This is a genomic window from Bradyrhizobium sp. B120 (assembly GCF_049075665.1).
In the GTDB taxonomy this organism is placed as follows: Bacteria; Pseudomonadota; Alphaproteobacteria; order Rhizobiales; family Xanthobacteraceae; genus Bradyrhizobium.
On sequence record NZ_CP185242.1, the window covers coordinates 6853204 to 6866440 of the forward strand.

The 13237-nt window shown below is 59.0% G+C and carries 14 protein-coding genes; 5 read left to right on the forward strand and 9 right to left on the reverse strand.

What is annotated here, in order from left to right; genetic code table 11:
* Nucleotides 1–562 precede the first annotated feature (562 nt).
* The 4 genes from ACOIX3_RS31820 to ACOIX3_RS31835 all read left to right on the forward strand — a co-directional run bounded on the left by ACOIX3_RS31820 (nt 563) and on the right by ACOIX3_RS31835 (nt 2889).
* Nucleotides 563–1012: an Hsp20 family protein gene (locus tag ACOIX3_RS31820; RefSeq protein ID WP_420965914.1), complete on the forward strand. Its 450-nt coding sequence runs from the start codon at nt 563–565 to the stop codon at nt 1010–1012.
* Between the two features lie 83 nt (nt 1013–1095).
* Complete coding sequence (locus tag ACOIX3_RS31825) at nt 1096–1593, forward strand: Hsp20/alpha crystallin family protein (protein ID WP_420965915.1); 498 nt, start codon at nt 1096–1098, stop codon at nt 1591–1593.
* 92 nt (nt 1594–1685) lie between these two features.
* Nucleotides 1686–2216 carry a hypothetical protein gene (locus ACOIX3_RS31830; protein ID WP_420965916.1) on the forward strand — a complete coding sequence of 177 codons (531 nt, stop codon included), beginning with the start codon at nt 1686–1688 and terminating at the stop codon, nt 2214–2216.
* 454 nt (nt 2217–2670) lie between these two features.
* Nucleotides 2671–2889 (forward strand): DUF6894 family protein, encoded by a 219-nt coding sequence (locus tag ACOIX3_RS31835; protein WP_420965918.1) that lies wholly within the window; start codon nt 2671–2673, stop codon nt 2887–2889.
* 180 nt (nt 2890–3069) lie between these two features.
* On the opposite strand, the gene ACOIX3_RS31840 is transcribed toward ACOIX3_RS31835, so the two are convergent.
* The 7 genes from ACOIX3_RS31840 to ACOIX3_RS31870 form a co-directional block, all read right to left on the reverse strand.
* The gene (locus ACOIX3_RS31840) at nt 3070–3198 is read right to left on the reverse strand and encodes a hypothetical protein (RefSeq protein ID WP_420965919.1); all 129 of its coding nucleotides are present in this window, start codon (nt 3196–3198) and stop codon (nt 3070–3072) included.
* Nucleotides 3199–3772: 574 nt separating this feature from the next.
* Nucleotides 3773–4816, reverse strand: coding sequence for an aldo/keto reductase (locus ACOIX3_RS31845; protein ID WP_420965920.1), 1044 nt, complete (start codon nt 4814–4816; stop codon nt 3773–3775).
* Between the two features lie 71 nt (nt 4817–4887).
* Nucleotides 4888–5178 carry a DUF1330 domain-containing protein gene (locus tag ACOIX3_RS31850; protein ID WP_420965921.1) on the reverse strand — a complete coding sequence of 97 codons (291 nt, stop codon included), beginning with the start codon at nt 5176–5178 and terminating at the stop codon, nt 4888–4890.
* Nucleotides 5179–5238: 60 nt separating this feature from the next.
* Nucleotides 5239–6822 carry an MFS transporter gene (locus tag ACOIX3_RS31855; RefSeq protein ID WP_420965922.1) on the reverse strand — a complete coding sequence of 528 codons (1584 nt, stop codon included), beginning with the start codon at nt 6820–6822 and terminating at the stop codon, nt 5239–5241.
* Nucleotides 6809–7930 carry an HlyD family secretion protein gene (locus ACOIX3_RS31860; protein ID WP_420965925.1) on the reverse strand — a complete coding sequence of 374 codons (1122 nt, stop codon included), beginning with the start codon at nt 7928–7930 and terminating at the stop codon, nt 6809–6811. Before ACOIX3_RS31860 ends, ACOIX3_RS31855 begins: the two co-directional genes overlap by 14 nt.
* Before the next feature lie 62 nt (nt 7931–7992).
* Complete coding sequence (locus ACOIX3_RS31865; RefSeq protein WP_420965927.1) at nt 7993–8538, reverse strand: hypothetical protein; 546 nt, start codon at nt 8536–8538, stop codon at nt 7993–7995.
* A gap of 59 nt (nt 8539–8597) precedes the next feature.
* Complete coding sequence (locus ACOIX3_RS31870) at nt 8598–9224, reverse strand: cysteine hydrolase (protein ID WP_420965929.1); 627 nt, start codon at nt 9222–9224, stop codon at nt 8598–8600.
* A gap of 401 nt (nt 9225–9625) precedes the next feature.
* On the opposite strand from ACOIX3_RS31870, the gene ACOIX3_RS31875 reads away from it, so the two are divergent.
* A complete protein-coding gene (locus tag ACOIX3_RS31875) occupies nt 9626–10138 on the forward strand; it encodes a winged helix-turn-helix transcriptional regulator (RefSeq protein WP_420965931.1) in 513 nt (170 codons plus the stop codon).
* A 42-nt stretch (nt 10139–10180) separates the two neighbouring features.
* Here ACOIX3_RS31875 and ACOIX3_RS31880 read toward each other — a convergent pair whose 3' ends face one another.
* Both ACOIX3_RS31880 and ACOIX3_RS31885 read right to left on the reverse strand, forming a co-directional pair.
* Nucleotides 10181–12370 (reverse strand): molybdopterin cofactor-binding domain-containing protein, encoded by a 2190-nt coding sequence (locus ACOIX3_RS31880; RefSeq protein WP_420965933.1) that lies wholly within the window; start codon nt 12368–12370, stop codon nt 10181–10183.
* Nucleotides 12371–12374: 4 nt separating this feature from the next.
* The gene (locus ACOIX3_RS31885) at nt 12375–12854 is read right to left on the reverse strand and encodes a (2Fe-2S)-binding protein (RefSeq protein ID WP_420965934.1); all 480 of its coding nucleotides are present in this window, start codon (nt 12852–12854) and stop codon (nt 12375–12377) included.
* Nucleotides 12855–13237: the final 383 nt, after the last annotated feature.

The following is a 13237-nucleotide window of genomic DNA, read 5'->3' on the forward strand; positions in this document are numbered from 1 at the left end:
CCGAATCCAGGGTGTGACGTTGAACGAAATTCGAGACAAAGCCAAGAAATGCAATCCGGTGGGCGGCTCAGCTTTGCCCATTGAGCGCAAGCTGGTCCGCAAGGGCAACTGAGCGGTGGCGGTTGATGGTGGAGCGAATGGAATTGCCGTAATGGGCTGGCACGGATTTTGACAGATGTGCCTTCCCGGGGGTGGCTCGACACCGCTGCCCTCTCGAACAAAGTGCAAACGCGCCTCCAATCCCGTCTGGTACGCGGAGCGACAATGCCCCCGCATTGAGTGGGCTCAGCGCAGATCGCCCGTCCCCGTCGTGCGCTTGGTGGGCAAATTGAACGAACTCGGTTCCGGTGCGGGCTGGAATAGCCGAGCCAAACCAAGCCAAAAAAAATTTACAGCTACCCTTGAAACTGAATGCCGGTTTTCTAATTGGATTTTTGCCGCTTTCGGGCGGGTGCCGGGCGCCAGGTTGGGCTCGGCAGAGCGAACAGGGCGCCGGACAGGTGTCTTGCACCATATGTCTTGCGCTCCTTCGTATCCATCTTGCTCTCAGGAGGACTTGGCTATGAGGACATACGATTTCACCCCCCTATGGCGTTCGAGCATCGGATTCGACCGCCTCTTCGATCTTCTCGACGAAACCCAGCATCGGTCCGAAGACAATTACCCGCCCTACAACATCGAGCGGCTCGGCGAGGACCGTTACCAGATCTCGGTGGCACTGGCCGGCTTCAGTCAGGATGAGATTTCCGTGACGGCCGAGCAGAACGTACTGACCGTAGAGGGGCGCAAGGGCGATAAGGACCAGCACGAATTCCTCTATCGGGGCATCTCGGCGCGTCCTTTCAAGCGGCAGTTCAACCTTGCCGATTACGTCCAAGTAAAGACGGCAATGTTCGACAATGGTCTGCTGCGGATCGAACTCGTGCGCGAAATCCCCGAGGCCATGAAGCCTCGGCGCATCGCCATCGAAGGTGACGCTCCCGCCGGGCAAATTACGCAGAAGGCGGCCTGAGCCCGCTTCATGTTGGGTCAAATCACGCACGGACGATAGCCGCCCGTGTGCTGACCAGCTGCATGTCAAGTTAGGAGGATATCATGGGTATTCGGGATCTGGTTCCCTGGACCAAAGGTCAAGAACTCTCAACCAGACGCGAGGCGTTCGATCCGTTTCTCACGCTCCATCGCGAGATGAACCGCCTGTTCGATGACGCCTTCCGCGGCTTCGGCTCTTTCGGTCGCATCAACACTCCGCTGATGGAGGGCCAGTTCAGCTGGCCGCGCCTGGAACTGAGTGAGACCGACAAGGAGCTCGCGGTTTCTGCCGAACTTCCCGGCCTCAGCGAAAAGGATGTCCAGGTTGAAATCGCCAATGGCGTCCTTTCGATCCGCGGTGAACGGAGAGCCGAACGCAACGACGATTCCAAGTTCGTCAGCGAGCGATACTACGGATCTTTCGAGCGACAGATTTCGCTTGATGGCATCGAAGAAGACAAGGCGAGAGCCGAGTTCAAGAACGGCGTCCTCACCGTCACGCTACCGAAGTCCGAGCAATCGAGATCGAGCGTCAAGCGCATTGCGATCAATAGCAACTGACATCTGAGGTCGGCGGCGCGTAAACCTCGCCGACCTCATCCTAAACTCGTATCAACCCGTCTCTGGACGAAAGGAGAAATAGGAGACACGACATGAGCCACGTCAATCGCAATGCCAACATCATTGATCCCCTTTTCCATCCGGTATCCCACTACAATTCACCCGGAGATTTACTGCAAGATGCTCGGCTTTCGACAGACGAGAAGCGCGTCATCCTCTCTTCCTGGGCGTCGGATATGTACGCCGTCGAGTCCCAGCCGGCTCTTCGGGAAGTGCCCGGCATCCCACATAGATTGCGCCTTGCCGACATCCTGGCCGCGCTGAAGCGTTTGGACGAGGAGAATGACCCGCCGCCTCGCGGCGGAATGGCGATGCCGCTGCCTCGTTTCAGCAAACTTGTTTGCGCTGTTTCCGATCCGGAACGGCATGCTGCGACGAGGCGGCGTCGGCCGTTGAGAATATCTCGCGCCAATGCTCGGTGGACCCGCGAAGAAAATGTACGGCGATACCGGCGACTGTTGGACACTCACCTGACTGACGCTGAACGCAACTTCATCAGGCGGCGTCTTGTCGGGGAATTAAAGGGCTTGATCGCCTCCAGGAGCGAGCGTCTCACAAACTGAGTCCGGGGTTTCGACGGTGTACGACTGCGAAACTGTCTATGAAGGCAAGAAAAGATGGCAGCAGATCCGCTAGCTCAAGCGAAGATGGGTATGGAAGCCCTTGCGCTGTGTATCGCAGGCGTCTTGTGCGAACGTGACCCGTCTCTTTTGCCCGTATTGCAGGAGAGTGCGAGGATGCTTCATCGCATTCTCGATGGTCGTGGAGATCATGAGGCGGCAGCAATGATCGGCGCATTTGGTCGAGCACTAATCAAGCGTCCTCCAATCCCAAATTGACAATAGCGACGAGCCAGAAGGGTCCAAAGAACGTTCGACCTGAGTGTTCAAGGTGGAAGGAACGATTGGAGAGACATTTGATCTGTGATTTTGTCTCCATGCCAATCATGTGCGGAGCCTCGCAGCTTCGTCGCCGCGAAGGCTCATAGCGCGGTTCGATCCAGATTGCTTCCGGACGATGAGACGCTACTTCTTCGATATCCGGGAGGGCGATGAACTCGCGGTCGACGAGGAAGGCATCCTCCTGCCCGATATCGAGGCAGCGAAATCGTTAGCTGACGTTGTGCGCGATCGAGCCAGTGCCAATAGGTCGCGTCAAGTCACCATCGAGGTGCGAGATGAATCTGGGGCCATAGTGGCAGAGCTCAGTCTTCAACGTCCGGCGCGAAGGCATTGATTGACGATAGGCCACCCACGACCGCGTCGGTCGTTTCTGGTGGGAACAACGTTTTTGCGTGGGCGCTGGTCTATTCCAGCGAGAGAGTGGCCCGAGCGCGATTAATCGCTCTCATCATCGATAACCAACGGCCGGGTCGTTGCGGTGATCCGCCGCGTCCGCGGCAGCGACGAGATCGCATCAAACGGCAAATTCATCTTCGTCAGCGAAGCGCTCGTCGACCAGCCTGTACAGACTGTCGAACTCGAGAGCGGCGACCACGTCGTTACGACCCTGGACGCCGGCCTCATCGACCGCTACGGTCTTCACCCAGCTTCGCTGCGCCTCGTGAGGGGCCGTGCGAGCCGGGCGAACAGACCGCTTAACCAAAACTGTCAAGAACGTTTGTCGACAGCCATCTCGACGTCCCTCCCCCAACCCGCACTAAGGGGTACGCAGTCACTAGGCGGTAAAATCGCAGAGCTAGTCCCAATCCGTTCGAACGATCGGATAGAGGACAACAGTGCAGCGGCGGAGAGAGTGTCAGTCAATCCCCGTTGAAGGATAACGCATTCGACCTTCGCAGACCAAACCCCACCGTTTGAGCTTCCACCGGAAACTGGCGCTTTGCCCCCAACTTTTCATGGAATCCATCGTGGCACATCCAACTACTGGCCAAACCCTTCAATACCCGTCGGCAGCCTACAGCAGGATCGGTAAGCGTTTCCCTCCGAAGGCAAAGGTCACACGTTCGAATCATGTCGGGTGCGCCATTTTTCCTTTATCTTATAACGCGATATGCGCGCTCGAACCGAAACTGCAATTCAGTCTCATTCAAGCGAGTAAGCAATCTGGGGAAATCGTCGTCGAGAGTAGATGGCTTCGCAACTGACGATGTCGCGCGTCATCGCTGCGGCTTCCCGGCGTTCCTGCCTTCGTTTAAGGCGGGCCACTCGTTCTGATGCCAGGCCGGATAAGCGGGGGAGATGTCGCTGGCTGCGTCGAGCACATTGAGCTGATCGCCGGAGAGCGTCCAGCCCACCGCCCCGATGTTCTGCGCGAGTTGTTCCTCGTTGCGGGCGCCGACGATGACGCTTGCCACAGTGGGCTTCTCGATAAGCCAGTTGAGCGCCACCTGGGTGACGGTCTTGTCGGTTTCAAGCGCGACCGCGTCCAGCGCGTCGACGATCCGGAACAGGCGCTCGTCGTCATAGCGTGGACCGGTGCCGGCGATGTCACTGGCCCGCGTGCCGGGCTGTGCGGGCCGTCCGCGTCGGATCTTGCCGGTCAGCTTGCCCCATCCGAGCGGGCTCCAGACAACGGCCCCGACTCCCTGGTCGATGCCCAGCGGCATCAGGTCCCATTCGTAATCCCTATTCAGGAGCGAGTAGTATACCTGATGTGCGACGTGGCGCTGGTAGCCGTAGCGATCGGCCGTGGCGAGCGATTTCATCAGATGCCAACCCGAAAAATTGGAAGCTCCGACATATCGGATCTTGCCGTGATGTATCAGCCGATCGAGCGTTGAAAGCGTTTCCTCGACCGGGGTATTGCAGTCCTGTCCGTGCAGTTGAAAGAGATCGATATGATCGATGCCGAGGCGTCTCAACGAACCGTCGACCGCATCGATCAGATGCTGCCTTGAGGAACCATAGTCGTTTGCGCCATCGGCCGTTGGGAACGTGGCCTTGGTCGAGATCAGTAGTCGATGCCGCTTTCCCATGATCGCCTCACCGAGGATCGTCTCGGCCATTCCGTCAGAGTAAACGTCGGCCGTATCGAACATGGACACGCCGTGATCGAGGCAAACATCGATCAACCGCGCGGCGCCGCCGGCATCCGTCGATCCCCAGGCTTTGAAGAAGTCGTTGCCGCCGCCGAATGTAGCGGTACCGAAGCTGAGTGCCGGAACCCGAAGTCCGGAACGGCCGAGGCGACGGTGGATCATGATGTTTGTCCTTGACGATTATCGATGGAAGAAAATGGCCAGCCCGGCTGGCGCGAACAGGAGTTCGGGCTTTAATCGATGCCCTGGACGATAAAGGCCCGGTAATCCGCTCCTGCGTGCCGATGCGCGGCTGCTGCCCGGTAGGAGGGGCTGTCGTAGTAGGCCTTCGCCTCTTTGAAGGTGGGAAATCGGAGCACAACGGATCCTTCGATTGCCGTACCTTCCAGAACCTCGAAGTCGCCATATCGGGCGAGCATCGTCATGTTGTGACCGACGGCGGTCGCCGGCGCTAACCCGCCATAGACGTCGAGCTCGCTTTGGTCGATGGTGCGTTCGCGCGTGAAAATTAGATATGCGGACATGCTGCCTGTTCCTCTCCGTTGCGGATCGCCTCGTTCGGCGACCTGTTGGTGGAATTGCGGTTATTCTTGTTCTGGCGATAGCGGCCCCGGTGGGGCGACGCCGATCATCGCGGCGCAGGCAAGCGCTGCGATCGCGCACCACACCGTTAGCCAGAAGCCGTCTACGTAGGCCATGGTGTTGGCTTGCCGTTGAACAGTTGCGGCCAACATCGCCGCGCCTCGCGCCTGCGCCACACCCGCACCATGCGAAATAAATCGACCGGTCAAGCTCGCAAGCGCGTGGGAAACATCGGCGCTTCCTGCAGAAATCTTTAGCCCGATCAGGTTCGAGTCGACCTGCTCGCGAATACGCAACCAGGTGCCCATCAGCGCGACACCAGTTTCTGCCCCGCCTAGTCGCATCACTTGGATGTAGGCGGAGAATGCGGTCGCACGCGTCGGATCGGAGTTCGAGAGCACAATTATGATAATCGACAGCAACGTGAAGGACTGGCCCACCGATTGCAAAAGCACCATCGGGATGAAGTCGTTCAATGACCAATCGTGTGTGAGCTCGGTACCGAGCAGTCCAGCGGCGGCGAACGACGCCAGTCCAGCAACGAGCACCAGCCGAACATCGTGGTGCCTGATGAGATAGATCGAAAGGGGGACAAGGAACGCCATTGGCAGGATGGCGAAGGTAAGAAATAACGGGCCTGATTGTTGCGGCCGCAGCTGCCCTATAGTCGCGAGAAAGTTCGGTGCGAGCGAGGAGTTCGAAATGCTGGTGAACGTATATAAGAGTGTGGCAGCAAGTGCGAAGCCGATATTGCGGGAAAACAGCACCTCGAAATGCGCCCATGGATGCGCGACAAGCGACTCGTTGACGAAAAAGCCAGCGCAGAGCAATCCGCCGCCGCCGAGCAAGCCGACGACGGCGCCGGAGCCTAGCCAGTCCAGCCGATTGCCTTGGTCAAGCCCGGCATAGACCATCGCCATGCCGACGCCGAGTAGAAGCATGCCGCCCCAGTCGGCTTGCTTGAGCAGGTCCTTGTCGACGACTTCATGGGACGTCCCAAGATAGACGAAGAGCCCCATCAGGGGCGCGACGAATACGTCCTGCCAATACATCCATTGCCAGCCGACATGATCGACATAGAAACCGGCGAGTGAAATCCCGGAATTCGTCGAAAAGCCCACCCGTATGCAGTAGATGGCGATCGTCGGCAGCCACCACTTGATGGGAAGGTTGCGGAAGATAATCATCAGCGTCGCCGGCACGAAAGTTCCAAGAAGGATTCCGTGGACGAAGCTGAGCGCCAACAGGGAATTGTAATCCTTGACGAATGGAATGAGCAGCGAGATCACGGCATAGACCAGGCTGGGAATTCCGAGCACGCGGCGCAACCCGAATACCGTCGCTAACCACGCAACTGCCGGCGCGATCAGGATTTGCGACGCGGAAGTGGTCGTGCTGAGCCAGGCGCCCTCATCGAAACTGAGCGACATTGCGCCGCGGATGTCGGGCAACGCCAGTGAGAACAGCCGCGTGTCGAAGCTGGCCAAGAACGATCCAATCAGGACTGCGCCGACCGCAAACAGCGGTTGGAACCCAACTATGCCAGCAGAAACCGGTCCACTTTTGATGACGTTAGCTTGCGCCATTGGGTCCTGCGATCGACTGGTCTGTGCGGATGCGGGTCGTCGCTGACATGCCAGGCAACAGGCGCTCGATAAGTGGTTGTCCTGGATCTATTTCTATGCGCACCGAAATGCGCTGCACGACCTTGGTGAAATTTCCCGTGGCGTTGTCGGGCGGCAGAAGCGCGAATTGCGAACCGCTTGCCGGCGAAATTCTTGCCACGCGCCCGTGGAGCGGCTGGTTTGAAAAGCTGTCTACGACAATCTCGACACGCTGACCGGGCTTGACCCTGGTCAGTTGGGTCTCCTTGTAGTTCGCGACGAGATAGACTCTGGGCAGAGGTACGACATCGATCAGGCTGCTTCCTATATTCACGTAGTCACCGGGCTGCACCTGCCGTTCACCAACGACGCCGTCGAATGGTGCGACAATTTTTGTGTAACCCAGGCGCAGCCTTGCCGCGCCAAGGGTAGCCTGCGCCCCGAGCAGGTCCGCGGCGCGCTGCAACTTGGTTCCCGCAAGCACCTCCAATTGGTGCCTTTGTGCGGCGATGACCGCGGCGCTTGCCTTCACGTCCGCCTGGGCCTTGGCGTAGGCAGCGACGGCCTGTTCGGATTTCTGGCGCGTGCCGGATTGCGTCAGCGTGAGCGTCTGCTGTCGCTCCTGCTCCTGCCGAGCCTCGGTCTCGAGCGCCAGGGCGGACAATTGCTGTGTTTCGGCCTGCGTGATGGTCGCGGATTGCAGCTTCGCCTGATTTTCGAGATTGTCGAGCGCTGCACGTGCGCTTGCCACGGCTGCTTCGGCTTGGGCGACCTGGGCTTCGTAATCCGCGGAGTCAATCTGGATCAGAAGGTCGCCGACACCAACATGCTGATAATCATCGATGTTGACCGCTTTAACCTCGCCGGCAACCCGGCTGCTGAGCCTGGTCATCTGCGAACGGACATAAGCGTCGTTCGTAGTCTGTACGGAGAGCGCGCCGGTCCAACCGTCCCAACTCAGCGTCGCCACTAACGCGAATCCCGCGACGGCGGACACCGCGGCCAGCGGCGCAGCGACGCGGCGCCAAGGCCGGTGGTCCGGCCGCGGCATCACGAATGCAGCGACCGTCACAGAATCCGTCTGGGCCATGATTTTTTCTTTCAATCAGTTCGATTATAATCTGCCACCCACGGCGGATCTTCAAAGCAGGGCTATCTCCCGTCCCCGGCGACTAACGCCGCTTTGAGATTTTTGGCTAACGAGGGCGGATGAAAGCGTTTGACGCCGAAGTACCCCAGCACGATGAACACGGCCATCAAGACCAATTGTGCAGCTAAAAACGGCGGCTCGGATTGGGTTGGCGCCAAAGCCGCTAAGAACGATACTTTCTGGAAAGCCTGAACGACCGCAATGAACGAGTTCAAATACAGAGCAACGACCGCGCTAGATACGTAAATCCAGCGCCATCGTCCCTGTAAATGGCCAATGTATTGCGCCGAAAGGGCTACAGATAGAACCACCAGCGAAAGAACCCCTATGACGTGCGGTGGTCCGAAGCTGGCAGAGTGGAAGAAGAAACCCGTTACGCTGGTAGCTATTGTTGCAACTAGAAAAAGCGCATTCCAGTCACGGAGCCACCTGCCGAACAACATCGCGCCAATGGTCACAAATCCAGCGAGGGTTCCAACAAGACTGATCAAGACGTGGAGCAGCGTGAAACTTGAGGTCGAGAGTCCCAATATCATCTTCGTGTCCATTTCTTTCAATGCCCGAAACCTGAATAGACGATGTGTTCGAGAGGCCGTTTTATCCGCGCTTAAACAGCCAGTTGCTCCAGCAGTTCCTTAGTGTTCAGCATGGCGTGTGCGAACATGGGAGCATTCGTCGCGGCAGCTTTCATTCCTTCGACGCTGAACGCCGCCGTACCATCCATCACCAGCGTAACGTGGTATCCCAGTTCCATGCCAAAGCGCGCAGTTGACTCGATGCAACTGTTGGCGATCAGTCCGACGAATATGAGCTTCTGAATACCGTGCTGCTTGAGCTGCAGGTCGAGGTCGGTATTCGCGAAACCGCTCTGCGCCCAGTGCTCCTTGACAATAACGTCTCCCTCTTGGGGACCGAACTCGGCATTGAACTGGCCGCCCCAGGTTCCAACTTCAAACGCCTTGAGGGGCTTATTCTGCTCCTGAAACATGTTGACGTGCTGCCAGCCGTCATAGTCATGACCGTGAGCATCGGAACGGTGATGAGGAACGATGAAGACCTGGATTCCGGCCGCACGCACAGCCGGAATCAGCTTTCGAAGGTTGGCGAACATGCCTGAAGCGTCGGCGGTCTCCTTGATCGCGTTGTAGAGCTTACCGCCTTCGCTCATGAAATCGTTGTAGGGATCGACGATCAGGAGTGCCGTCCGGTCGGGGGCGTATGTTTTCGCGGTCATGGTGTCCTCGCGTTTCGGGGTTCGATCGGAGCCGATGCCAGGCGATCGCATGTTGCTCGTCCATGAGGGCGCAGCTCTCATCGGCTTCGGCACGCGGCAGCGTGGAAATCAAGTGGCGGCAGGCTTTAGAGCGCGCGGCTCCCAATGTCACTTCACTATATGAAGCCACGTTGGACCGGAGTCAAGGTCACTTTAATTTATGAAGCTACTTTCAGGCGGGCACGCAGAGGACGCTTCGTCCGCGGGCGAATTGCGCTGGATACTGCCGTGAATTCCTCGCGTTTTCCTTGACAAGGCTCACAAAACTGTCGCAATAGAGACAAAACTTCAAATAGTGAAGTCTCAAATTGCATATCCGAAGCCTAACAATTTCGCTTCAGACCGGAATGCAGGAGGTAACGATGAGTTGGGATGACGTGTCCGACACCGAATGTCCGATCGCCCGCGCGTGTTCGGTCGTGGGCGACCGCTGGACCCTGTTGATCCTTCGCGAGTTGATTATGGGTACCCGGCGGTTCGACGACTTGCAGGCACAAACTGGAATGTCGTCCCACCTCCTCTCGACGCGGCTGAAGCGGCTCGAAAAGGACGGGGTTGTCGAGCGAAGATTATACAGCGAGAGGCCGCCCCGATACGAATACCGACGCACGGACAAAGGCAAAGAATTGGATCCCGTGATACTTCTGCTGCGGCAATGGGGCATGAAGTATGGAGGCTTCGGAGCCAAGGACGAGCCGGCCGCCCATATGATCCACAAGAAGACCGGAAAGGTCATCGATGCCGACTGGCGGATGCCATCCACGGGCAAGAAGTTCACGTTCGATGACACCCGAAGCACGATAAGCAAGCGGTGGACTAAAGAGCGCGAAGCGAGACGAACGGCGTTTCGGGCGGCGAAAGGGCTTTCCGAATAGGGCAGCCGGGATCTGCAGCGGCCTGCCCCTCTCATGCGCTAATCAAGAGGACTTCAGCTGCGACGGATCGATCGGCAGTTTGCGCAGCCGCTTGCCGGTCAGATCAAATATTGCATTGACGACGGCGGGCGCGATGGAGGCCGTGCCGGGCTCGCCGATGCCGCCGGGCTCCTCGTGGCTATCGACCAGGTGAACCTCGATAATGGGCACCTCGTTGATGCGCATCGCCTGGTAGGTGTCGAAATTGCTCTGTTCGACGCGACCGTCCTTCAGCGTGATCTCGCCATAGAGCGCCGCGGTAAGTCCGAACAGGATGCCGCCTTCCATCTGCGCCTTGATGGTGTCGGGGTTGATCATCTGGCCGCAATCGACGGCGCAGACCACGCGCTCGACCCTGACCTGACCATCCTTGCCGACCGAGACCTCGGCAACCTGCGCGATGTAGCTGCCGAAGCCGAACACCAGGGAGACGCCGCGACCTTTGCCCGCCGGCAAAGGCTTGTCCCAGCCGGCCTTCTCTGCGACGATATCGAGTACCGCCTTGGCGCGCGGCGATTTGTCCAGCAGCACGCGGCGATAGGCGATCGGATCCTGCTTGGCGCTGGCGGCCAATTCGTCAATGAAGCCTTCGACCATGAAGGCATTGTGCGTGGTGCCGACGCCGCGCCACCAGCCGGTCGTAAGGCCGATCGGCGGCTCCTGCCGGACGTAATCGACCAGCAGATTGTCGAAGCTGTAGGGACCGAACCCGGCCTCGACCGCATCGGCGTCGAGACCGTTCTTGAACGCCGGCGGTGCCCAGCGCGCCAGGATCGAGGAGCCGGCGACGCGATGGCTGAAGGCGATAGGCTTACCCTTGGCGTCGAGGCTGGCCCGCAGCGTGTCGTAATAATACGGACGATAGACGTCGTGCTGGATGTCTTCCTCGCGGGTCCAGATGACCTTGACGGGGTAGTCGACCTGCTTGGCGATTTGCACCGCCTGGGTGACGCCGTCGACATCGAGCCGCCGGCCGAAGCCCCCGCCTAGCAGATGATTGTGCACGTTGACCTTGTCGAGCGGCAGGCCGGTGACGGCCGCGGCGGTTGCCTGCGCCCGGGTCATCACCTGGGTGCCGACCCAGACGTCGCAGCCATCGTTGCGGACGTGCACGGTGCAGTTCATTGGCTCCATCGCGGCATGGGCTAGGAACGGCATCTGATAGACCGCGTCTAGCTGGGTCGCTGCCGCAGCCATGGCCTTCACAATATCGCCCTGCTTGACGGCCACGACGCCGTCCTTGGCGGAGGCGTCCTTGAGCTGCCGCACGATGTCGGCGTTGGATACCTTGGCGCTGGCGCCCTCGTTCCATGTGATGGCGAGCGCCTCGAGTCCCTTTTTCGCCGCACCCATGTGGTCGGCGATGACAGCCACGGCGTTGTCGAGCTTGACGATCTTCAGTACGCCCTTGACTGCCCTCGCCTTGCTGTCATCGACGCTGCCGAGCTTGCCGCCGATCACCGGACAAGCCGAGACGGTCGCGACCTTCATGCCCGTCACTTTGGTGTCGATACCGTATTCGGCGGTGCCGTTGACCTTGCCGGCGGTGTCGGTACGCCTCGCCGAGGTGCCGATCAGGGTAAAATCCTTGCGGTCCTTCAGGGCGACATCGGCCGGCACAGGCAATTTCGCGGCCTGGTCGACGAGCTGGCCATAAGGCAGCTTACGGCCTGTCGAGGCGTGGATGACTTCCCCCTTGATCGCATGGCAAGACGCGGTATCGACCTTCCAGACTTCCGCCGCGGCAGAGATCAGCATCGCCCTTGCGGTAGCGCCGGCCATGCGCAGTGGCTTCCAGAAGCCGCGCACCGAGGTCGAGCCGCCGGTGACCTGAAAACCCAGCAGCGGATTGCCGTACAACTTGTCGTCCGGCGGCGCGTGTTCGAGGTTTACCTTCGACAATTCGATTTCGAGCTCTTCGGCGATCAGCATCGACATCGAAGTGTAGGTGCCCTGCCCCATCTCAACCTGATTCATGACCAGCGTCACCTTGCCGTCGCGGCCGATACGCACAAAGGCATTGGGCGCGAAGCTCGCCGCGTCGGCAGCTTCCGCACCACCTATCCAGCCCGGCATACTGACACTCAGTACCAACCCACCGCTGGCGGCGGCGCCGGCGATGAGAAATGTGCGGCGCGACGGGCGCATCGACGAAGCCGTATCGTCTTCGCGATCGATCAATTTATCGAACATGATGTTAGCCCTTCTGTCCGGTAGCAGCCGGCGCCGCAGCGGCGTGCTTGATGGCTTCGCGAATCCGGACATAAGTGCCGCAGCGGCAGATGTTGCCCGCCATGGCATCGTCGATGTCACCGTCCTTCGGGCTCGGATTGCTCGCCAGCAGCGCGGCGGCCGACATGATCTGGCCGGACTGGCAGTAGCCGCATTGCACGACTTCGAGATCGAGCCAGGCCTTCTGGATCTTCGCCCCAGCCGGCGTCTCTCCGACGGCCTCGATGGTTGTAATCTTGGAGTCAGCGACGCTGTCGATCGGGGTGACGCAAGAGCGAATCGCGCTACCGTCCTGGTGGACAGTGCAGGCGCCGCAAAGAGCCGCGCCGCAGCCGAATTTTGTGCCGGTCATTCCGAGTACGTCGCGCAGAACCCATAGCAGCGGCGTATCGCTATCGACGTCTACCAAATGGTCTACGCCGTTGACGTTGATCCTGTAGGTCATGAGATATCTCCAAGAGAGCCGGGCCGTTTGTTGTTCCGCCGTCGAGACCAGGCAATGACCGGGGCGTCGCGAAGACATGTCGATTGCAGTAGCTTCAATTTTTAGAGTTATCAATAGCAAACGTCCGGCAAAACTGCTCATTCGAGAGGCAGTTACTTTATTTTTTGAAGCGACATTGACGTTCGTCGAGCGGCGCCTCATATGCGGGTAATGCCGGTCTAGACTGCTTTCCCTGATGGCCAGCTCTCACTAGAAGCGACGCCCTAACATCGATTTCGTATTGCCCGCGGTTACCAGTTGCCGCAGCATTCCAAAACCGAAACCGAGAAGCCGGCTAAAATCGATTCAGCTCTCGAAAAGCAGATGGATCGCAATAACAGCGC

Coding starts and splice junctions, on each gene's coding strand:
- ACOIX3_RS31830 (WP_420965916.1), top strand. CDS start 1,686: ATGAGCCACGTCAATCGCAATGCCAACATCATTGATCCCCTTTTCCAT.
- ACOIX3_RS31845 (WP_420965920.1), bottom strand. CDS start 4,816: ATGATCCACCGTCGCCTCGGCCGTTCCGGACTTCGGGTTCCGGCACTC.
- ACOIX3_RS31850 (WP_420965921.1), bottom strand. CDS start 5,178: ATGTCCGCATATCTAATTTTCACGCGCGAACGCACCATCGACCAAAGC.
- ACOIX3_RS31820 (WP_420965914.1), top strand. CDS start 563: ATGAGGACATACGATTTCACCCCCCTATGGCGTTCGAGCATCGGATTC.
- ACOIX3_RS31880 (WP_420965933.1), bottom strand. CDS start 12,370: ATGTTCGATAAATTGATCGATCGCGAAGACGATACGGCTTCGTCGATG.
- ACOIX3_RS31835 (WP_420965918.1), top strand. CDS start 2,671: ATGAGACGCTACTTCTTCGATATCCGGGAGGGCGATGAACTCGCGGTC.
- ACOIX3_RS31855 (WP_420965922.1), bottom strand. CDS start 6,822: ATGGCGCAAGCTAACGTCATCAAAAGTGGACCGGTTTCTGCTGGCATA.
- ACOIX3_RS31870 (WP_420965929.1), bottom strand. CDS start 9,224: ATGACCGCGAAAACATACGCCCCCGACCGGACGGCACTCCTGATCGTC.
- ACOIX3_RS31860 (WP_420965925.1), bottom strand. CDS start 7,930: ATGGCCCAGACGGATTCTGTGACGGTCGCTGCATTCGTGATGCCGCGG.
- ACOIX3_RS31825 (WP_420965915.1), top strand. CDS start 1,096: ATGGGTATTCGGGATCTGGTTCCCTGGACCAAAGGTCAAGAACTCTCA.
- ACOIX3_RS31865 (WP_420965927.1), bottom strand. CDS start 8,538: ATGGACACGAAGATGATATTGGGACTCTCGACCTCAAGTTTCACGCTG.
- ACOIX3_RS31875 (WP_420965931.1), top strand. CDS start 9,626: ATGAGTTGGGATGACGTGTCCGACACCGAATGTCCGATCGCCCGCGCG.
- ACOIX3_RS31885 (WP_420965934.1), bottom strand. CDS start 12,854: ATGACCTACAGGATCAACGTCAACGGCGTAGACCATTTGGTAGACGTC.